The sequence below is a fragment of the Streptacidiphilus anmyonensis genome, from assembly GCF_000787855.1.
Taxonomy (GTDB): Bacteria; Actinomycetota; Actinomycetes; order Streptomycetales; family Streptomycetaceae; genus Streptacidiphilus; species Streptacidiphilus anmyonensis.
The window spans coordinates 26,963-47,683 of record NZ_BBPQ01000046.1 but is presented as its reverse complement, the minus strand read 5'-3'; the positions used below and the strand labels follow the sequence as shown (position 1 = coordinate 47,683).

At 72.9% G+C, this 20,721-nt stretch carries 16 protein-coding genes; 10 read left to right on the top strand and 6 right to left on the bottom strand.

Annotated features, from left to right (window positions below):
- Nucleotides 1–156: 156 nt before the first annotated feature.
- On the bottom strand, nucleotides 157–3,000 hold the full coding sequence (locus tag TR50_RS29785; RefSeq protein ID WP_042429057.1) for an ATP-binding protein: 2,844 nt from the start codon (nucleotides 2,998–3,000) through the stop codon (nucleotides 157–159).
- Between the two features lie 308 nt (nucleotides 3,001–3,308).
- Here TR50_RS29785 and TR50_RS29780 point away from each other — a divergent pair, with 308 nt between their 5' ends.
- From TR50_RS29780 to TR50_RS29770, 3 genes are all read left to right on the top strand, one after another.
- A complete protein-coding gene (locus TR50_RS29780; RefSeq protein ID WP_042429113.1) occupies nucleotides 3,309–4,295 on the top strand; it encodes a LacI family DNA-binding transcriptional regulator in 987 nt (328 codons plus the stop codon).
- 158 nt (nucleotides 4,296–4,453) lie between these two features.
- Entirely contained in the window at nucleotides 4,454–7,264 is a 2,811-nt protein-coding gene (locus TR50_RS29775; RefSeq protein WP_042429054.1) for a helix-turn-helix transcriptional regulator, read from the top strand.
- An 804-nt stretch (nucleotides 7,265–8,068) separates the two neighbouring features.
- The gene (locus TR50_RS29770) at nucleotides 8,069–8,983 is read left to right on the top strand and encodes a DUF6528 family protein (protein ID WP_052441481.1); all 915 of its coding nucleotides are present in this window, start codon (nucleotides 8,069–8,071) and stop codon (nucleotides 8,981–8,983) included.
- Here the strand turns inward: TR50_RS29770 and TR50_RS29765 are convergent.
- From TR50_RS29765 to TR50_RS29755, 3 genes are read right to left on the bottom strand one after another with little or no spacing between them, the layout of a single operon-like run.
- On the bottom strand, nucleotides 8,956–9,426 hold the full coding sequence (locus tag TR50_RS29765; RefSeq protein WP_042429051.1) for a hypothetical protein: 471 nt from the start codon (nucleotides 9,424–9,426) through the stop codon (nucleotides 8,956–8,958). The genes TR50_RS29770 and TR50_RS29765 overlap by 28 nt on opposite strands.
- Entirely contained in the window at nucleotides 9,423–10,040 is a 618-nt protein-coding gene (locus TR50_RS29760; protein WP_052441479.1) for a class F sortase, read from the bottom strand. The genes TR50_RS29765 and TR50_RS29760 overlap by 4 nt, the downstream gene beginning before the upstream one ends.
- Nucleotides 10,041–10,089: 49 nt before the next feature.
- Nucleotides 10,090–10,341, bottom strand: a complete 252-nt coding sequence (locus TR50_RS29755) for a hypothetical protein (protein ID WP_152648712.1) — start codon at nucleotides 10,339–10,341, stop codon at nucleotides 10,090–10,092.
- Between the two features lie 748 nt (nucleotides 10,342–11,089).
- Between TR50_RS29755 and TR50_RS29750 the strand changes: the two genes are divergently transcribed.
- The 5 genes from TR50_RS29750 to TR50_RS29730 all read left to right on the top strand — a co-directional run bounded on the left by TR50_RS29750 (nucleotide 11,090) and on the right by TR50_RS29730 (nucleotide 17,344).
- A complete protein-coding gene (locus TR50_RS29750) occupies nucleotides 11,090–11,875 on the top strand; it encodes a G1 family glutamic endopeptidase (RefSeq protein WP_052441477.1) in 786 nt (261 codons plus the stop codon).
- 336 nt (nucleotides 11,876–12,211) lie between these two features.
- The gene (locus tag TR50_RS29745) at nucleotides 12,212–13,867 is read left to right on the top strand and encodes a S53 family peptidase (protein ID WP_042429043.1); all 1,656 of its coding nucleotides are present in this window, start codon (nucleotides 12,212–12,214) and stop codon (nucleotides 13,865–13,867) included.
- A gap of 129 nt (nucleotides 13,868–13,996) precedes the next feature.
- Nucleotides 13,997–14,746, top strand: a complete 750-nt coding sequence (locus TR50_RS29740) for a class I SAM-dependent DNA methyltransferase (protein ID WP_042429040.1) — start codon at nucleotides 13,997–13,999, stop codon at nucleotides 14,744–14,746.
- A gap of 69 nt (nucleotides 14,747–14,815) precedes the next feature.
- Nucleotides 14,816–15,352: a hypothetical protein gene (locus TR50_RS43055; RefSeq protein WP_052441474.1), complete on the top strand. Its 537-nt coding sequence runs from the start codon at nucleotides 14,816–14,818 to the stop codon at nucleotides 15,350–15,352.
- A gap of 339 nt (nucleotides 15,353–15,691) precedes the next feature.
- A complete protein-coding gene (locus TR50_RS29730) occupies nucleotides 15,692–17,344 on the top strand; it encodes an MFS transporter (protein ID WP_236654640.1) in 1,653 nt (550 codons plus the stop codon).
- Nucleotides 17,345–17,542: 198 nt separating this feature from the next.
- Here TR50_RS29730 and TR50_RS29725 read toward each other — a convergent pair whose 3' ends face one another.
- The gene (locus TR50_RS29725; protein WP_236654638.1) at nucleotides 17,543–17,782 is read right to left on the bottom strand and encodes a hypothetical protein; all 240 of its coding nucleotides are present in this window, start codon (nucleotides 17,780–17,782) and stop codon (nucleotides 17,543–17,545) included.
- Nucleotides 17,783–18,092: 310 nt separating this feature from the next.
- Here TR50_RS29725 and TR50_RS44730 point away from each other — a divergent pair, with 310 nt between their 5' ends.
- Nucleotides 18,093–18,764 carry a DUF4328 domain-containing protein gene (locus TR50_RS44730; protein WP_160311208.1) on the top strand — a complete coding sequence of 224 codons (672 nt, stop codon included), beginning with the start codon at nucleotides 18,093–18,095 and terminating at the stop codon, nucleotides 18,762–18,764.
- A 192-nt stretch (nucleotides 18,765–18,956) separates the two neighbouring features.
- Nucleotides 18,957–19,457 (top strand): GNAT family N-acetyltransferase, encoded by a 501-nt coding sequence (locus tag TR50_RS29715; protein ID WP_042429031.1) that lies wholly within the window; start codon nucleotides 18,957–18,959, stop codon nucleotides 19,455–19,457.
- Nucleotides 19,458–19,565: 108 nt separating this feature from the next.
- Here TR50_RS29715 and TR50_RS29710 read toward each other — a convergent pair whose 3' ends face one another.
- Nucleotides 19,566–20,681, bottom strand: coding sequence for a DUF5937 family protein (locus TR50_RS29710; RefSeq protein ID WP_042429028.1), 1,116 nt, complete (start codon nucleotides 20,679–20,681; stop codon nucleotides 19,566–19,568).
- Nucleotides 20,682–20,721: the final 40 nt, after the last annotated feature.

Sequence of the window (20,721 nt, the reverse complement as noted above, 5' to 3'; positions counted from 1 at the left end):
GGCGCCCACGAGTCAAGCCCCCACTTGTACAGACAAGGCAATCAACAAATGAACACACAAAAACACATTACCAAACACCGCTAACACGACGAATCCTCATGTTGTTTCCCGGGAGTTGGTCCGCCCCATATCCGCGCCAACGGACGCCGCCGTAGGTCAGCTGCGCTTGAGAACGTTCCGAGTTGTCCCCAACTTCCTTAGCACGGCCGCGACATGATGTTCCACGGTACGCTCCGAGAGGTAGAGCGCCTCGGCGATGTCCCGGTTCGAGGCGCCGTCGGCCAGCAGTGCGGCTACCTGCTGTTCACGCGGCGACAGCGCGCTTCGAGTGTCGCGGGAGCCGTGCTGCGGTGGTCTTCCGGCGTTGAGTGTGCGCAGCAGGCGGCGGCAGCGTGAGCTGTCCGTTGCGGCACCGATGCGGTCGAACGCGTCGGTCGCCCGTGCGAGCAGGCCTGCTTCCACGGTCGGGTCGGCCAACCGGGCGAGGGCGGCGCGCTCGGTGGCGAGCGCGGCGGGGTACGGGCGGCCGATCGCCAGCCAGAGGTCGGCCGCGCGCTCGAAGCACGCGGCGGCTTCGGCCGGGGAGTCGACCGCACACAGCAGCCCGTCGGCGAGATGATGCTCGGCGACCGCCCCTGGGCATTCCAGTCCCGTGATCCCGGCGAACTGCTCCTCGGCCAGGGACACCGCGGTGGGGCGGTCGGACCGCAGAAGCGCGGTCTCGACGGCGGTGGGGAGCAGGTCGAAGGCGAAAGGCCAGGCCTCCCGCCGACGCAGCATCCGGACGGCGGGCGCAAGGACCTGCCACGCGGCATCCGGCTCGGAGCGCGCGAGGTGGAGCCGAGCCAGACCGGCGGAGGAGGGCATGGTGAGCACACTGGTCGCGTCCTGCGCGAGGGCCCCTTCGAACAGCGCCTTGGCGCGCGCGCTGTGGCCCCGGGCCGCAGCCGTCACTCCCTGGGCCGCGCCCAGCAGGCCGATGTCGGTGACCGGGCTGTCCGGAGAGCGGGCACGGTACTCGGCCAGGGCCTCGTCCCACTCCGTCCACCTCCCGGCGGCCCAGGTCAACGGCAGGGCGTAGCTTCGGCTGTACGGCATCAGACCGGACATCTGGGCCTTCTCCGCGATGGCGATCGCTTCGTCGGCCCAGGCCCGCACCCGTGCATCCAGGCCCACGCAGTACGCGATCTCGGCCGCGTTGGACAGCCCTACCGCCGTCGTCTGGAGCAGCCTGGGCGACCCGGTCTCACGGGACAGCGCGGCCACCAGGCCCGGAACGCCGGGGTCGGCACACGCCGGCACCGACACCAACTGGTTGACGTGGACGATCGCCGCAGTCTCGGGGTCGTCGACGCGTTCGAGCAGGGCCAGTGCGCGATCCATCCAGACCTTCCGCTCCGCGGCCGTGGCATCCCCGGTGTCCATCGACGCCAGCACGGAGAACGTCTTGGCCGCATGGGCGGGGTTGTCGGCCTCCAACTCCACTGCGGCGGCCTCAAGGTCCTCGACCCCGGCGGAGCCTCCCACCCGGATGCGCAGCATGTTGCCGATGCGAGCCCGGATCTCACCGCGCACGGCCGGCGCGAGACCGGGTGTCGCGGCGATCCGCCGCAGGGCCGCCACGACGGCGTCGGACGCGTCGGTGGTGTAGGCCACGGCCTCGGCCAGCGAGCGCGCCGCATCGCCGAGTTCACCGGTGGGCAGCCCCGGGTGGTCGATGATCTGGCGCAACTGCGCGGCCGCTGTGCCGAGGTCGCCGACGGCCAGTGCCTGCTCGGCAGCGGCCCGGGCGTACCGGAGCCACAGGTCGCTGTCGCCCAGCGCCTTGCTGTGGTGCGCGAGCTGGACCAGCGGCGGCGGCTCCTGCGCGGACAGCAGCCCGAGGACCCGCCGGTGCAGCCGGTTGCGTCGCGGCCCGGGCAGTGCGTCGTACGCGGCACGTCGGGCCAGCGCGTGCGAGAAGCCGTAGGCGTCGGGTCCGTGTTCGACCAGGACGCTCCGCTCCAGTGCCTCCTCGATGGCCACGGCTCCTTGATCAGAAGTCAATCCCGCTGCATCGGCCAGGAGTTGCTCCCCCGTCGGCACGGCGACCACTGCGGCGGCGGCGACCAGTCCCTGGGTCTGCGGCGCCATGCCCTCGATCCGCGTCGCCAGCACCTCGCGAAGGCTGCGCGGGACCCCCAGCAGCTCCGGCCGCTCCGCGGCGGCCGGACGCCCGCTGAGGGTGATCAGGTCCTCCTCCAGGATCAGCGGCAGCCCGACACTGCGCTCGTAGAGCGCCTGCGTGAGTTCGCCGGCAGCCTGTCCTCCGAGCGCGGCACGAGCCATCCGGGACACCGCCGTCCTGCTCAGCCGGTCCAAGGACAACTCCAGCAGCCCGACGCCGGCCGGCCTGCGGAACTCCCGGCCCAGCAAGGGGCCGGGCTGCTCCTCGGTTCGGTAGGTGAGGACCAGGCCGACGTCGTCCGGCAGCGATCCGGCCAGCAGCAGCAGGAGTTCCCTGGTCGCGTCGTCCGCCCAGTGCAGGTCCTCGATGACGATGACGACCGGGGCGGCGGCCGACAGCAGCATCTGGGTCCCACGGCACGCGGCGTGGGGCCGGCCTTCGGTCCCCGTCGGCTCGTCAGGCGGGGCGGGCAACCGGTCGGCGAGGTCCGGCAGCCAGGGGGCCAGTGCCCCGGCCGCGGCGCCGATGTGCGCGCCGGGACGCAGGACCGGACCGATGCGGCTCAGCGCGTCGATGACCGGGCCGAACGGGAGCGGTTCGCGCAACGGGTGGCAGACCCCGACGAGCGTCCCCACCCCTGCGCGGCTGAGGACGGCCAGGGCTTCCGCGACCAGCCGGGACTTGCCGATGCCGGCCTCCCCACGCAGCAGTACGATCGCGGGTCGGGCCGAGAGCGCCGCGACCAGGGCGGCGAGCTCCTCGTCCCGTCCGACGAAGGCGAATCCCCGGATGCCGGAGAGCCGCCCGGTCTGCTGTTCGGCGCCGGCTGACATGTCGCACTCCCTGCGCGGGGCATCCCCCGACCTCACTGTATGTCGCGGCGTACCGGCTTTGCAGCGGCTCGGGTCCCCGCGGAGCAGCAGAGGCGCGGTCCTGGATGGTGACGTAAACGCCGGAGTAACCTGAGGCTGGCAGCGCCAGGCGGCCCCACGAGCGTCGAGATCCGTCGCCGATCGCACGTTCGTACGCCGAAGCGGCAGGCGACGAAGGGACAGGCGTGAAGAAGGCAGCTGATGCGAAGCCGGAGCCCGCGTCGCACGACGAGGCCCCACACGCGGCCGGCCTGCGCCGCCGCGTGTCGATGGCGGACGTCGCCCGCCTGGCCGGCGTCTCGTCCCAGACCGTCTCCCGCGTCTCCAACGGTCACGAGGGGGTGATCGACGAAACCCGGGAGCGGGTGCTCTCCGCGATGAAACAGCTCGGCTACCGCCCGAACGGGGCGGCACGCGCTCTCAAGCAGGGCCGGTTCCACACACTCGGCGTCGTCCTGTTCACCCTCTCCACGACGGGCAACATGCGCACGCTGGAGGCGATCGCCGACTCGGCCGCCCAGGAGGGCTACGGCATCACCCTCATGCCGGTCGCCGTGCCGACGCAGACCGGGGTCCGCGGCGCCTTCACCCGCCTCGGGGAACTGGCCGTGGACGGCGTCATCGTGATCATGGAAGTGCACCTGCTCGACTCCACGACGGTGCAGCTGCCACCCCAGGTCCAGGTCGTCGTGGTCGACTCGGACGCGGGAGACCGCTACAGCGTCGTCGACACGGACCAGCGCGGCGGCGCCCGGCTCGCCGTCGAGCACCTGCTCGGGCTCGGCCACAGCACGGTGTGGCACATCGCCGGCCCGAAGGACTCGTTCGCCGCGCAGCGCCGCGCCCAGGCCTGGTTCGCAGCACTGGAGGACGCCGACCGCACTCGGCCGCCCGTCCTCTACGGCGACTGGTCCGCGGAGTCCGGCTATCAGGCCGGCCTGGAGCTCCCCCCGGAGTGCACGGCCGTGTTCGCCGCCAACGACCAGATGGCACTCGGAGTGCTGCGGGCCCTGGCGGAGCAGGGCCGCAGGGTCCCGGAGGACGTCAGCGTCGTGGGCTTCGACGACATCCCCGAGGCCACCGCGTTCATTCCGCCGCTGACCACGGTGCACCAGGACTTCGGCGAGGTCGGCCGCCTCTGCGTCGAGGGCGTGCTGCGCCAGATCCGCAGCGACACTCCCGAGCGCGGCGTCGTCCTGGTCCCGACCCGCCTGGTCGTCCGCTCCAGCACGGCGGCACCGGCCGCCCGCGACTGACGCCCCACGGGCGGCGGTGTCCCACCGTGAGCCCCCGTGCTGGCTGTCCGGGTGTCCGGGGACGGGGACGGCCGACTCCACAGTCACGAGCCGAGCGGTACCGTCGATGATCCGAAACGGTCGGAGACGGTTCTGGTGGTTCGACACGGGGGGCGCGCGTGGGCGACGAGGGCAGCGGGAGCGGTGGCGCGGCGGAGCCGCTGGTGGGCCGGGGTGCCGACCTGGCGCGGCTGCGCGACTTCCTCGGCGAGGTCCCGCGCGGGGCCGGCGCGCTGGCGCTGCTCGGCGAGCCGGGGGTCGGCAAGACGGCCCTGCTCGACGCCCTGGCCCGGGAGGCCGAGGGCGCCGGGATGCGCGTCCTGCACACGACGGGTGTGCAGTACCGCGCGCAGGCCGGCTACGCCGCGCTGCGGCAGCTGCTGACCGCGCTCCCCGAGAGTCGGACCGCCGCGGCCCACGCCCCCGTCCTGGCCTCGGCCCTGGAGTTCGAGCGCGGCTTGGAGCACGACTTGGAGCGCGGCTCCGCGCCCGGCTCCGCGCCCGGTCATGACGCGGTCGCCGACGCCGTGGTCTCGCTCGTCGTCGACCTCGCCGGCTCCGCGCCCACCCTGGTCGTGGTCGACGACGTGCAGTGGCTCGACCGCGCCAGCGCCGTGGTCCTCGGGCGGGTGGCGCGCCGACTCGCGGGGGCCGGCACGGGGATGCTGTGCGCGTCCAGGCTCGGGGAGGCGAGCTTCTTCGACCGGACCGGGCTCGAATCGCACGAACTCGGCCCGCTCAGCGAGGCGGCCGCGGAGGAGCTGCTGATCCGTCACTTCCCGGCGCTGGCACCCCGGGTGCGCCGCCGACTGATGGCCGACGCCGAGGGCAACCCGCTGGCGCTGCTGGAGCTCCCGGCCGCGCTCACCGACTCGCAGCGGGCCGCCGCGCAGGCCCTGCCGCAGCGGATCCCGCTCACGCAGCGGCTCCAGTCGACGTTCGCCTCCCGCATCACGACCCTGCCGGCCGCCACCCGGCACCTGCTGCTGGTGGCCGCGCTCGAGGGGAGCGGCCATCTGCGGGTCGTGGTCCGGGCGGTGGCGGGGCGCTGCGATCTGAAGCATCTCGCCCCGGCGGAACGCCTCCAGCTCGTCCGCGTGGACGAGGCGACCGGGCGGCTGACCTTCCGCCACTCCCTCATGCGCTCGGCGGTGGTGGAGCTCTCCACCAGCGACCAGCGGCGCGGTGCGCACCGCGCGCTCGCCCAGGCGTGGGACGCGGTCCCCGAACAGCGCGCCTGGCACCTCGCCCAGGCCTCGGTGGAGCCGGACGAGCAGATCGCGGAGTTGCTCGAACAGGTGGCCGACATCAGCGCGCAGCGCGGTGACGGCCCGAACGCGGTGTCGGCGCTGGTCCGCGCCGCCGAGCTGAGCCCGGCCACCGCCGCACAGGCCCGGCGGCTGGCCAAGGCGGCGTACATGGGCGCCAACCTCACCGGCGACGTGCTCGACGTGCCACGCCTGCTGGACGACGCGCGGCGGGTCGCGCCCGACGCGGACTCCCCCGCCGCCGCGGTGGCGGCCGCGCTGTACCTGCTCAACAGCTACGGCGACATCGACACCGCGCACCGCGTACTGCGCGGCGCCATCGCCCTGCAGCCGCAGCCGTACGACCTGGCCGACACGACCCTGCGCGAGGCGCTGTCCACGCTGCTGATGGTCTGCGTCTACGGCGGCCGGCCCGAGCTGTGGGCGGAGTGCGACGAGGCGCTGGCGAAGTGCGTCAACGTCCCCGACACGCTCATCCTGCTGCGGGCCACCTTCGCCGACCCGGCCCGCGCCCTGCCGTCCGACTGGGCCCGCCTGGACGCGGCGGTCGCCGCGCTTCCCGGCAGCCCGGACCCGATCCGGATCGTCAGGATCGGTACCGCGGCCGCCTACGCCGACCGGCTCGGCGCCATGGACGAGCCGCTGCGGCGCACCGCACGCGGGGGGCGCACCGGCGAGAACAACTTCCCGGCCATCCAGGCCTCGTTCCTGTGGGGCAGTCACGCCTGGTTCACCGGCCAGTGGACGGAGCTGCGGCAGGTGGTCGGCAACGGACTCGACCTCTGCGACGAGTACCACTACCCGCTGCGGTCGTTCACCGGAAAGTGGGCCCTCGCCTGCGTCGCCGCGGCCTGCGGCGACGAGACGACCGCGCGCGGTCTCGCGGACCAGATGGACCAGTGGGCCGGCTCCCGGCGCGCGCACGCGGTGCGGTGCTACGCGGCGCATGCGAGGGCCCTGCTCGCCCTGTCCCAGGGCCGGTTCGACGACGCGTACCACCACGCCTGCACGATCACCCCCGCCGGGACCCTGGCTCCGTTCACCGGCCACGCGCTGTGGACGGTCCTCGACCTGGCGGAGGCCGCGGTGCGAAGCGGCCGACGCGGGAGGGCCGTCGACCATGTCCGAGCGGCTCGGGCCGCCGGGCTGGACGGGGTGTCACCGCGGTTGCGGATGGTCCTGCTCGGCTCCGCCGCGTTGGCGGCCGAGGACGAGGAGGAGGCCGTCCAGGGGTTCGACGCGGCCCTGGCCGTCGAGGGGGCCGAGCGCTGGCCCTTCGACCAGGCCCGGATCCAGCTCTGGTGCGGCGAGCGCCTACGCCGGGGCAAGGACGAGGCCGAGGCCCGCCTCCTGCTGGGCGCGGCGGCCCGGACCTTCGCGCGCCTGGGCGCGGAACCCTGGACCGCACGCGCGCACAGCGAACTGCGCGCCTGCGACAGCCCCGCCTCGGCCCGGGTCCGTCCCGACGGGCACGTGCTGACGCCGCAGCAGTGGCAGATCGCGACCCTGGCGGCCGCGGGCCTGTCCAACAAGCAGATCGGGCAGCAGCTGTTCCTGTCCCCGCGCACCGTCTCCACCCACCTCTACCAGGCGTTCCCGAAACTGGGCGTCACCTCCCGCGCCGCGCTGCGCGACGCACTGGAGGAACGGGACCAGCGCTGACGGGACGTCACACAACACTCCTCGGACGCGGCGGCGTCCGGCGACCACGCCTGCCCCCGGGCTGCCCGCCGGGTCCGCGCCACGCCGGAACCGGGTCCGCCACCGTCGCATCCGCCCCCTGGCCGTCGGCTCTCGCGCTCAAGCCCCGGCTCTCGCCCACCAACACCCCGTCCGCCCCGCCCCTCGCCCGCGCCCGCGCCCGGACGAGGGTTCGGGCCCACCAGCGCCCCACCGGGTCGGGCCCCGCCACCGCCGCATCCGCCCGGCCCGTCAGCCCTGGCCGTCGCCTCCCGCACGCGGTCCGCTCGAACCCACCAACACCCCGTCCACCCCCGCGCCAGGACGAGAGTCCAGGCCCAGCAGCGCCACACCCGGGTCGGGCCCCGCCACCGTCGCGCCCGCGCCGAGCCCCGCCACCCGTGCGATCAGGCCGCGTTCGGGCCCACCAGCGCCGCGTCCGCCCCGTGCATCGCCCGGCCGCGCCGGCCCAGCGTCTGTCCCCGTCGGCGCATTCGTCTGCCCCGCCTATCGCGCGCCATCCCCCTGCGTCCGGGCGAACCGCGCGTGTTGCTTCCGCGTCGACGGGCCTCCGCATGTTGCCGTGGAGAGGTGATCTTCTCCCATGCATCCGCAGCCTCGCCCTGTCCGCCCTCGCCGCTCCCCGCGCCTGCCGGCACCTCCCGGCGCTCCGTGATCAAGGCCGCCGGAGCATTCGGCCTCGGCGCCCCCACGGCCCTGAGCAGACCCGGGCTCCGTCCACGGGCGGCTCGGCCGTCCGCGGACGGCAGCCAGGGGCGCAGCCTGTTGCTGGCCGCGGACCAGGCCAGCGAGCGGGTGCTGGTGCTCGACGCGAACAACCCGTCCTGGCAGCACGCCATGCACCCGATGCGGGCCGTCCGCGCGGCCTCGTGGTCGTGGTCGCCCCTGGACCACAGCTCGCTGGCCAGGCTGAGCCCGAAGCGCACCTGGAGCAACGTCAGCGAGGCCAAGTACCGGCTGTGGAGAGGCGAGCACTGGCTGCTCACCTGCGCGTCGGGTGGACTGGCCGCGATGGTGTCCCTGCCCGACGGAACGGTGCGGTGGGCCGGACGGACCGACGCGAACGCGCACACCCTCGAGGTGCTCCCGGACGGCAACATCGCGGTCGCCGCCAGCACGCAGGACTTCGTGCGCGTCTACACCGCCTCGCAGTCGTCCCGTTCGATGCACTACGCCCAGTTCCAGCTCGCGGGGGCGCACGGCCTCCAGTGGGATCCGGCCGGGGGGCTCCTGTGGGCCGCGGGCACGACCAGGCTGGTGGCGCTGAGCGTCGGCGGCACCGCCGCCCGTCCGCGCCTGCACCTGGTGCGGTCCGTCGCGCTGCCCAGCCGCGAGGGCCACGACGTGAACGCGGTGGCTTCCGCTCCGGGCCTGCTGTGGGTCACCACCGACAGCCACGTCTACCAGTACTCCATCGCCGGCAAGGCGTTCGTGTCGTACTCCGGGGCGGCGGAGATCGACGGGCCCGGGGTGAAGAGCATCAGCGACGACCCCGTGGGCGGCCAGGTGGTCACCGTGGCGCCCGACGGCGAGAACCCGTGCGAGTGGTGTACCTCCACCATCACCTTCCACGTCCCCGACGGCGTCCAGAGCGTCAGCAGGAGCAGCCTGTACAAGGCTCGGTGGCTGCCCGCGGCCGCCATGGCGGGGCGTCAGGCGGGGCGGTCGGCCGTGCGGTGAAGGCGTTCGACCAGCAGCGGGGTGAGGCAGACGACCGCGAGACCCTGGGCGGGTAGCGACAGGGTCCGCTCCGCGGTCCAGAGCAGCTCGTTGAGGTCCACGAAGGGACTGGCCTCGTACAGGCCCGCGAACTGGTACACGATCAGTCCGATCAGCCCGACGGCGGCGGTCAGCCACCCCAGCAGGTCGCTGACGAGCCGCCGCAGGGCGATCACCAGCAGCGCGGCGAGGCCCGCCACGACGGCCTCGACCCGGAACCAGGTGCCGATGCTGATCCCCGGCGCGGACAGGGCGTAGTGGCCGGCCAGGTAGGCGTGGACCGCGCCGTCGACCGCGAGCCCGACGGCGGCCAGGATCCTGGCCGGGAGGTCGAGGTAGCCGGGCCGGCCTTCGCTGCGCCGTCGGGCGCGCGGCGGCGGAGACTGGAGTTGAGGGTACGTCATGTCTGGTCGCCGGTGAGGTGGGCGTAGACGACGACGTTGCTGGAGTACTCCTGGGTGACCTTGTCGAAAGTGCCGCCGCAGGTGATCAGGCGCATCTCCGGGCGGCCGGTGGCGGCGTAGACCTGGCTCTCGTCGAAGTCGTCGCGGGGGATGACCTTGATGGCGTCGACGGTGAAGTCGGCGACGCTGTGGTCGGCGCGGGTGACCACCACGGTGTCGCCGGGACGGGCGACGGCGAGGGGGTAGAAGACGGCGGGCCCGGTCGGGGTGTCGACGTGCCCGACGATGACGGAGGTGCCCTGCTGGCCCGGGGTCACCGAGCCGCTGTACCAGCCGGCCGTGTGGGGCTGGGCGAACGACGGGGTCGCCACGGTGCCGTCCGACGCCCGGCCCACCGGGACCAGCGGCGCGTTCACGTCGAGGCGCACGATGCTGATCCGCTCCGGGTCCGAACGGGTCATCGGCTCGACGGGGCGCGCGGCCGGGGTGCCCTGCCCCGCCGACGGCGAGGCGGAGGCCGACGCAGCGGCGGCTCCGGCCTTGACGGCCGCCGCCTGGTGCGCGTCCGAGCCGCAGCCGGCCAGGGCCGGGGCGAGCAGGCAGGTCGCGAGCAAGACCGCGGTGGCGGCCGCAACAGAGCGGCCGCCACCGCATGCGGGGTTGTCAGCCACCGATGTGCGAGGTCCGGGCTGCAACCAGCGCGGCCATGCCACCGCCACCGGCCTCGACACCGTGGTGGTGACGGCAGTGACGGGCGTGGTCGTGGTCCCAACGGCAGCGCCAGTCACGGTCGCCGTCGCAGTGACGGTGGTGGTTGGTCTGCACCGCAGCAACGCTGCGCGGCGCCGCCTGCGCGGTCGCCGGAGCCACCACACCCAGCACCGCCGCGGCGGCGATGGCTCCGATGACGGTCACGCGGATACTCTTCACAGCTGTCCTCCATGGACTCAACTGACGGGCGCCCGGTTCCGGGAACGCCCTTCGTACGCCAAGCACGGTCAGGCATTCCCGGCTGCGAGCACTTCATCGCACAAAACACCCCTTCGGCGCATACCGGACGCATCCTGGCAGCCAGTCAAGTCCGCCCCCACCGGCCCGATCCGGGAACCACGGCAGAGGGTGGGGCCTTGATCTGACGCCGAATCAAGCCAGTCGCGCGGGTGCGCGCCCCGCGCCGTCCGGGCGGGAGACGTGGATCACACTGTCGGCGTACGGAGCGCCGGCGTCGGGCGGGCCGGGCATGGGGGGCGCGAGGCCGTCGCGGCGACGGTCCACGTCGACGACCTGCGGAGACTCCGGGCCCAGGGCGGCTCGGCCCTCGGTCCTGACGGTGGCTCAGGAGTCCCCGCACACGGGGCCGGGGCGGGTCGACCGGGCCGGGATCAGAGGATTCTCAGAAGTTTTCCGCCCGTTCCCCTGTTCAGCGTGTGCACGTCAGTCCTACTCTCATGTAGGCACCACGCGACAGGGTGTCAGCGCCTCACAGGGCCAAGGACAGTGACGTCCTCGCTCTGTCCGCTCCGTACAGCGCCAGGCAGACCCACGAACCGCCCGCACCGCCGCGCGGGGCTCCCCCACGCCCTCGCATGCCCGCGTATGCCCGCCGTCGCCACGCACCGCACTGAACCGCACCTCGCCGCACGTCCCGCAGAGAGGATCCTTCGTGCACCTGCGCCGCATACTCGCCCCCGGCTCGGCCCTCGCGCTCACCCTCGCCGCCTTCGCCCCCACCGCCACCGCCGCGGCGGCCCCGGCCGCGGCGCTGCTGCAGGCCCCGATGCACCACGTGGCCGGCCAGCACGGCAGCACGCCGTTCTTCATCAGCCACGGCGGCGGCCTCAAGCACACCACGACCACCAGCGACAACTGGTCCGGCTACGCGGCCACCGGCGGCCCGTACACGAGCGTCAGCACCACGTTCGTCCAACCCGCCGTCAACTGCTCGAAGGGCGACGGCTACTCGAGCTTCTGGGTCGGCCTGGACGGCTACAACTCCAGCTCGGTCGAGCAGACCGGTACCGAGGCCGACTGCTCCGGCGGCCAGGCCGAGTACTCGGCCTGGTACGAGATGTACCCGGCCAACCCGGTCACCTACAGCAACACCGTGCGCCCCGGCGACACCATCACCGAGACGGTCAGCTACGCCTCGAACAGCTACACCCTGACGCTGGCCGACAAGACCCGCGGCTGGACCAAGACCACGACCAAGCGCGAGAGCGGCCTGGCCCGCTCCTCCGCCGAGGTCATCGCCGAGGCCCCCTGGTCCGGCAGCGTCCTGCCGCTGGACGACTTCGGCACCGTGAAGTTCACCAACAACACGGTCAACGGCTCCAGCCTCGCCGGCACCAACCCGACCGGCATCAACATGGTCTCCGACTCCGGCACGGCCGAGGCCACCATCACCTCGCTGAGCGGCAGCAACTTCTCCATCACCTGGAACAGCCTCTGACACCGGGCCCTTCCAGTCGTTGTCCCGGCGGTGTCGCCTCCGCCGCCGGGGCAACGCACCCCGGCGGCCCGCCCGCCCCCGGCCGCCGGCCGGCCCGACCCCGCCGCCCCGGCGGTCCCTCCTGATCCCCCGCTGAGGACCGCCGGGGCGTGCCCCTCACGCCCTGACACCCTGCCGCTCCGCGCAAGGCCGCCGCAGAGCAGGACCGCTGCCGAGCACGGCCGTCGTCGAGCAGGACCGTTGCCGGACAAGGCCGCCGTCGAGCGCGGAGGCCCCACAGCAAGGCCGCTCCAGAGCACGGACGTTACGCATCCCCTCGTCCCAGGAGGACACCCCGTGAAGCTCTCGCTCCGTTCCGCCGTCGGGCTGCTGGCGGCCCCGCTGCCGATCCTCGCCCTCGCCGTGGCCTCCCCCGCGCACGCCGCGCCCGCCGCACCGGCGGCCCTGCGCGGCGACGTGCTCCCCGCCATCGCCCACGCGCAACGCGGCGGAGCGATCGACGCGCGGCAGTCCATACCCGTGACGCTCAGCCTCGCCCTGCGCGACCAGGCCGGGCTGACGTCCTTCCTGCAGCGGGTCAGCGACCCCCACTCCGCCGAGTACAAGCACTACCTGACGGTCAAGCAGTTCGCGGACCGCTTCGGCGCCACCGCCCAGACCGTCGCCCAGGTGACCGCCTACCTCAAGAGCCAGGGCCTCAAGGTGGGCGCCCTCAGCGCCAACCACCTGACCCTCCAGGCCGACGGCACGGCCGCCCAGGTCGAGAAGGCGTTCGGGACCACCCTGGCCACCTACCACGACGCCTCCGCCAAGCAGGACTTCTACGCGAACACCGCCGCCCCGGTGCTCCCGGCCTCGATCGCCGCCGCCGTCACCGACGTGGCCGGCCTCAACGACTACGCGCACTACCACAGCGACCTGGCCCGCAACACCGGCGCGCAGGCGTCCCCCCAGGCCGCGCCGAAGGCCACCCACCCCGGCCTGACCCCGGCGCACGCCCGCTCCGCCTACAACGTCGCCTCGGCGATCAGCTCCGGCTACACCGGCAGCGGCGTCACCGTCGGCCTGCTGGAGTTCTCGGCGTACAGCCAGTCCGACGTCACCACCTACGACAAGGGCTACTCGCTGACCCCGCCCGCCCCCACCGTCCGCACGGCGGGCGGCGGCACCACCGACACCTCCGGCGAGGACGAGGTGGAGCTCGACATCGAGGTCGTCCAGGCCCTGGCCCCGCAGGCGTCGGTCAAGGTCTACGAGGCGCCCAACAGCGACGCGGGCGAGCTGGCCGTCTACGCCGCGCTCGTCAGCGACGACGTCCCGGTCATCTCCACCAGCTGGGGCGAGTACGAGGCGGGCGAGACCCCCTCCAACCTGACCGCCGTCAACACCGACCTCCAGGAGGCCGCCGCCCAGGGCCAGTCCTTCTACGCGGCCTCCGGCGACAGCGGCTCCGACGACGCGGGCAACGGCGGCACGTCGGTGGACTTCCCGGCCAGCGACCCGTGGGTGTCCGGCACCGGCGGCACCACGCTCACGCTGACCTCCTCCGGTGGCTGGAGCAAGGAGGCCGGCTGGTCTGGCAGCGGCGGCGGCGTCTCCTCGCAGTTCGCCACCCCCAGCTTCCAGAGCAAGGTCGACACCGGCAGCTACCGCTACGTGCCGGACATCTCCGCCGACGCCAACCCGAGCAGCGGCTGGTCGGTCTACAGCGAGGGCGCCTGGGACGAGTACGGCGGCACCAGCGCCGCCGCGCCCAACTGGGCCGCCTTCACCGCGATCTACGACAGCGAGGCCAAGGCCAAGGGCGAGGCGTCCTTCGGCTTCGCCAACTCCACCATCTACGCCCTGGCGCAGTCGTCGAACTACAGCAAGGCGTTCCACGACGTCACCAGCGGCAGCAACGGCGCCTACAAGGCCGGCACCGGCTACGACCGCGTCACCGGCTGGGGCACCTACAACGGCGCGAACTTCCTCTCCGCCGAACTCGGCTGACCCGCCCGCAACCCGGCTCCCCTCGCGCCCCGGCGTGAGGGGAGCCGCACGTCGGCTGTCGGCTGTCGGCTGTCGGCTGCGACGAAACTGCGTTGACGACGGCCGGCCGGCGCGGAAGCATCAACGCTCATGCTTCAGAGTGAGATCTGGGACGACCAGGCCGCACAGAACTACGACACACCCGGAACCGGCATGTTCGCGCCGGAGGTACTGGGACCGACGGTGGACCGCCTCGTCGAGCTGGCCGGGGGCGGACGGGCGCTTGAGTTCGCGATCGGGACCGGCCGGGTGGCCGTGCCGCTGGCGGAGCGCGGAGTCCCCGTCAGCGGCATCGAGCTGTCGCAGCCGATGGTCGACCGGCTGCGCGCCAAGGTGGACGAGGCGGCCGTCCCGGTCGTCGTCGGCGACATGGCCACGGCCCGCGTCCCGGGCGAGTTCCAGCTCGCCTACCTCGTCTTCAACACCATCTCCAACCTGCTCACGCAGGCCGAGCAGGTCGCCTGCTTCCGCAACGCCGCACGCCATCTCGCGCCGGGCGGGCGGTTCGTGATCGAGCTCTGGGTCCCCCAACTCCGCCAGCTCCCGCCGGGCCAGCAGGCCGTGGTCTGGGAGTCGGCGCCGGGCTACATCGGGCTCGACACCTACGACGTCCTGCACCAGCACGTCGTCTCGCACCACTTCCGCTTCGACGCCGCGCCCGGCCACGAGGCCCGCCTGGGCCGCAGCCCGCACCGGTACATCTGGCCCGCGGAACTCGACCTCATGGCCGAGCTCGCCGGCATGACCCTCGAGTCCCGGCACGCCGACTGGACGGGAGCGGAGTTCACTGAAGACTCTCGATCCCACGTCTCGGTCTACCGGACGGCCGAGGCACTCTGAGCCGTTGCGTGATCAGCTCCTGGCCAGGCATGATGCCCCGCACCGTTCGTGCGGCAGGGAGGGAAGAACATGAAGCGGGCAGCCCTCCACGGCGGAGTGGAATCGTCGGACACCGGCGGTCGGATCCGCTACCGGGCTTCGTGGCAGCAGTCGCTCCCCCTGACGCTGATCTTCGGCTCCATCTTCCTGATGCAGCTGACAAATCCTCTTCTCTGGCCGCACGGTCGGCCCGGGATGCCGGTCCTGCCGCTCGGGTGGCGGATCCTGGGGCTCGGACTGCCGGTGTTCACCCTGGTCGGGACCTGGACGCTGAATCGACACCTCGGGGTGACCCTGACCGCCGAGGCGGCGGTCGTGCACAACCTGCGCCGCCGGACCATCGCCTGGACCGACGTGTCCGAGGTCTCGGTCGAGCCGTGGAGCGGCGGACGGCGCGTGGTGCTGTGCGAGGCGAACGGACGACGGACCCCACTGCGGATGCCCAGCACCGGATTCCTCTCCTGGGACCGCGGCCTCGACGTCAAGGTCGCCACCATCCGGGGCTGTTGGCTCGCCAACCGCGGCCCGGCACCAGCCGAGCACGCATTCGGCTCCTCCGGGCGCTAGAAGCACACCCCCCGCCGGGCGCCGCAGCGGCCGGGTGAGCCGCCGTGCGCCTCGGTCTGCGCCGGTCCCCGCTGGTTCACCCCAGTCCGCCCCGCTCCGCACGCTACGCACCGGTCGCGCAGAGCGGTCCGGCCGTGACAGGGCCCCCTTCGGCCTGAAATAGTTGTACAGCACACTGACCGAAGGGAAGCCCTCACCATGCCACCCAGCTCGCCCGCCGCCTCACGACCGGGCGGATCGAAATCCGTCCCCGATGTGGCTGTTCCGGCTCCGCCCGAGGGCGAGGACGCGCACGGGCCCCACTACAAGTGGGTGGCGCTGTCGAACACCACGCTCGGCATGCTGATGGTGATGATCAACCAGTCGATCGTGCTGATCGCCATGCCGAACATCTTCGACGGCATCCACCTCGACCCGCTGGACCCGCACAACACCAGCTACCTGCTGTGGATGATGATGGGCTTCATGGTGGTCACCGCCGTTCTGGTGGTCACCTTCGGTCGGCTCGGCGACATGTTCGGCCGGGTGCGGATGTACAACCTCGGCTTCGCCGTCTTCACCGCGTGTTCCATCATGCTGTCCCTCACCTGGGGCAGCGGGACGCAGGCCGCGCTGTGGCTGATCGGGTGGCGCGTGGTGCAGGGCGTCGGCGGAGCGCTGATCTTCGCCAACTCGACCGCGATCATCACCGACGCGTTCCCCGCGCGGCAGCGCGGCACCGCGCTGGGCATCAACGTGATCGCGGGCATAGCCGGGGCCTTCATCGGCCTGATGCTCGGCGGGGTCCTCGGCCCGGTCGGCTGGCGCTGGGTGTTCCTGGTGTCCGTCCCCGTCGGCGTCTTCGGCTCGATCTGGGCCTACCTCAAGCTCAAGGACACCGGTCACCGTCAGCCTGCGGCGATCGACTGGTGGGGCAACCTCACCTTCGCCGCCGGCCTGATCACGCTGCTGGTCGGCATCACCTACGGCATCCAGCCCTACCACGGCGCGACGACCGGCTGGGGCAACCCGTGGGTGCTCACGGCGATGGGCGTCGGCGTGGTGCTCCTGGTCGTGTTCTGCGTCATCGAGTCCAAGGTCGCCGAGCCGCTCTTCGACCTCTCGCTGTTCCGGCTGCGGACCTTCGCCGCCGGGAACCTGGCCAACCTGCTCACCGCGCTGGGACGCGGCGGCCTCCAGTTCATCCTGGTGATCTGGCTCCAGGGCATCTGGCTGCCGCTGCACGGCTACAGCTTCGAGCAGACCCCGCTGTGGGCGGGCATCTACATGATCCCGCTGACCGTCGGGCTGCTGGTCGCCGCGCCCGTCTCCGGTCTGCTCTCCGACCGCTTCGGGTCGCGGTTCTTCACGATCGCGGGCGCGCTGCTGAACGCGCTCAGCTTCGGCCTGCTCATGGTGCTGCCCGTCGACTTCCCCTACCCGGCCTTCGCGGCGATCCTCGTCCTCAACGGCCTGGGCGCGGGGCTGTTCGCCTCCCCCAACCGCGCCGAGATCATGAACGCGGTCCCGGCGCGCCAGCGCGGCGTCGGCGCGGGCATGACGGCGACGTTCCAGAACGCGGCGATGGTGCTGTCGATCGGCCTCTTCTTCAGCCTGATCGTGCTCGGCCTGGCCCAGAGCCTGCCCGGCGCGATGAACCACGGCCTGGTCGCGCAGGGCGTACCCGCGCCGGTCGCGGCGAAGGTCTCCCAGCTTCCGCCGCTGGCGGTGCTGTTCGCGGCCTTCCTCGGCTACAACCCGATCCGGCAGCTGCTCGGCCCCCAGGTGCTCCAGCACCTGCCCGCCGGACGGGCGGACTACCTGACGGGCCGGGACTTCTTCCCGCACCTGGTCACCGGGCCGTTCCAGGACGGGCTGGCGGTCGCGTTCTGGTTCGCGCTCGCCGCCTGCCTGGTCGCGGCCGTCGCCTCGGCCTTCACCGGGCGGCACGTCCCGCCGCAGGACGCGCCGACCCCGCTGGCCACGAGCGCCACCGAGACCCCGGCGCGCTAGCCAGGCACGCGCCCCCGCCGGTCCGCCCCGCAGCGCAGCGCGCCGCGGGGCGGACCGTTTCCCGACCACCGGACGGCTGGCGTCAGGCCGACCCGATGCGGGCGAGTCGAGGCCGCAGCCCTGGACGAGCTCGGCGAAGGGCGGATGCGCCGCCGCCACAGGGAAGCAGCACGCGACGCCTGTCGCTGCTGCCGAAGCTCAGCGGATCCGACTGGCCAGTGTGTGACCGATCAGCAGGTAGGCGACGGCGGGGATGCCGTAGTTGAGCAGGGTGCGCAGCCAACCCTCCGACGGTGTGAACAGGTCGTGCGCCCAGGCCGCCAACCAGTCGGCGGCGTTGTGGATCCAGTGCGCCATATCGTTGGAGGGGTTGGCCTTCAGGACGTAGAGGACGATCCACAGCACCAGGATGCCTGCGACGACATCGGTGACAATCATGACTCCGCGGGCCGCGCCCGCCGCACTGTATCTGCCTTCCATGACGGAGCGTCTAACCGCGACGGCCCCGGTCAAACGGAGGGCGCGTCCGCGCAGGGGCGCGGGCGGCCCGGCATCAACTGCCCGGCGGCTTCGAGCCGGTGCGCGCCTGCCCGCGCGTCGGCCTGCACGTCGGCCCGCGCGTCGGCCTGCGCACTGCTCCGAGCCGCTCCGCGCCCGCGTGGACCCACCCCTTGCATTCCGCACCCACAGCGCTAGGATCCCCTGCGACCTGCGGAAAGTCCGCGTCGGCGGACCTGCGGGAGGCGGGATGACCAGGTGGGCGAGGCCACGGGGCGGGCTGGCCCTGTGGGTGTGCGGCATGTTCGTCTGCTTCGTCCTGATGACGGCGGCGACCGAGGCGGCGGGCTGGCACAAGTACCAGGTGCTGCGGACCTTCGCGCACCAGGAGTCGGACGCGGCCGACAACGCGCGCGTGGTGGCGGACATGTGGGTCGGCAATCTGGCCGGGTGGTGGCAGGCGACGGGTGTCGCGGCCGTGGCGCTGTTCGTCTTCTGGCTCTGGAGCATGCGCGAACTCGCGGAGCGGATATGGCCCCAGGGTCAGCGCCGTCACCCCGCGTGGGCGCTGTTCGGCTGGCTGGTCCCGGTGGCGCAGCTGTTCGTGCCGAAGATGTTCGTCAATGACCTGTGGGCCGCGGCGCGGCCCCCCGCACGCCGACGCCGCGGTGCTCCGCTGCTGACGGTGTGGTGGATCTCGTTCCTGGCCTGCCTCCGCTGGACCGGCGACTTCACCGCGCTGAAGAGCGCCTGGACGGCGCAGGCGGCTGCCGAGGCGCTGCGACGCCTGCTGGTCGGCGACGCGCTGCGCTTCGCGTTCCTGGCACTGACCGCCGTCGTCGTCTGGCAGCTGAGCGCCGCGCTGCCGCGCGCTCTGGACGCGAAGCTGCGGCAGCCCTGGGACCCTTCCTCCGACGACTGAGACAACGGACGGTCTCCCCGCCGACCGGTGGGGGGCCGATCTTGTACCTGAGTAGCGTGCTACTGGTGATGTGTTCTGGGCCGAGGGCGCCGAGCACGTCGGCCACTGCGAGGACGACTTCGAGTCGGAGCGCGGCGGAGTGGGGCCTAAAGCCGTTGCCGTTGCCCACGTGCATCCGGCAGGGTCTGCGTCATGGTGGAACTGCGCTCCTTGGAACCCGACGACTGGCCGATCTGGCGGGAGCTGCGGCAGGCGGCTCTTGCGGAGGCGCCCTATGCGTTCGGGTCGACGCTTGCGGAGTGGCAGGGGTCCGGGGATCGCGAGGACCGATGGCGGGCCCGTCTGGGGATTCCTGGTGCACTCAACGTCGTTGCGGTGGTGGACGGTCGCCCCGCGGGGATGGCCAGCGGCGTTCCGGTCGAGCATGCCGAGGACAGCGTCGAGCTCATCTCGATGTGGGTCAGTCCGCTGGCCCGTGGCAGAGGGGTTGCCGACCGCCTGATCCGGGAGGTTGAGCGGTGGGCGGCAGCGCGAGGTGCCACCCGTCTGCGCCTGTCCGTGATGCCGGCCAACGTCAGGGCCGTCGCTCTCTACGAGCGCCACGGGTTCGCGGACACGGGCCTGCTGGGTGACCTCCTGCCTGACGGCACGGGCAGGGAACGTGTCATGGCCAAGGACCTGACGGACGGTTAAGCGAATCGCCGAGCCGGCGGATCGCTTGGCTGGGAGGCGTTCTGGACCGTCAGCCCACCGGCGCCGCGCCCAGTGCGTCGACCCGGCGAGGCTTCCGCACGGCAACGGCTACCGCAGGACGGCGTCGAGGAGGTCGGCGCCGAGGGAGGCGGTGACGCGGGTGTCGAGCTCGTAGTGGACGTAGCGGCCGCGGCGAACGGAGGTGAGCAGGCCGGATTTGCGTAGGACGGTGAGGTGGCGGGAGACCTCGGGTGCCGTCAGTTCCCAGGCGGAGGCGAGCTCGCCGGTGGTGTGCGGGCCGCGGGCCAGGGTGCGGACGAGGCGGAGGCGGACGGGGTGCGCGAGCGCCTCCAGGCGCCTTGCCACCACGTCCATCCGCACCGGGGGTGCGGCGTCGGGGGACGCCACCGGATAGTGCAGCACCGGGCGCCAGCCCGGGGCGTGGACGCAGACCAGGTGCGGCTCGCCGAAGACCGAGGGGATGAAGGTGACCCCGTCACCCTGCGCGCTGGTGCTGTTGTCCTGAAGCTTGTCGATGACGATGCGCCGCCGTGTGCCGCCTCCCCCCGTCTCGGAGGGCCCCGGCTCCTCCAGGGTGATCGCCGCCGAGACGGCGCGCAGCGCCTCGCCGAGGCCGCGGTGGGCCCGCAGTTCGGCCTTGTGCCGTAGATCGGCGGCCAGTTCGGGGCGGATCCGGCGCCACGTCTCGTCGAAGAAGGCGGGGCCGCAGGCCTCCAGGGTGCGGCGCAGCCGGGCGCGGACGGTCGGCGGGTCGGCCATCAGTCGCTCCGCGAAGGCCGCCTGCTGCGGCCCTCGGGCCAGAGCCAGTTCCAGTGCCCGGTCCCGGGAGGCCGTGTCGGCGAGCGGGGAGGGCGTGCCGAAGAGCACCCGGTCCGAGCCGCAGGTGGTCACCAGGGCCGCGGAGACGAACCGGTCGTCGTCGAGCGCGTCGACCGCGTCGAGTTCCTCGGCGAGCGTCGCGGCCGGACGGGCGGGCAGCAGGAAGTCGGCGCGGGACGAGCGCCACAGGAACTCGGCCTCACCGAGCCGCTCGGCCAGCTCCATGCCGAGGCCGGCCCGGACCCTGGCCGCCCAGGACACGCTGGCGGGGTGGTGCGGCGGCGCGGCCAGCACGTGCAGCATCGCGGTCAGCTCGGCCAGCGGCGAGGCGGCGAAGAGCAGCCGCTCGTCGGGGAGTCCGGTGATGTCGACGACGAGGCTCATGCGGTCCATCCTGCCTGGTCACGGCGGGATCGCGGACGCG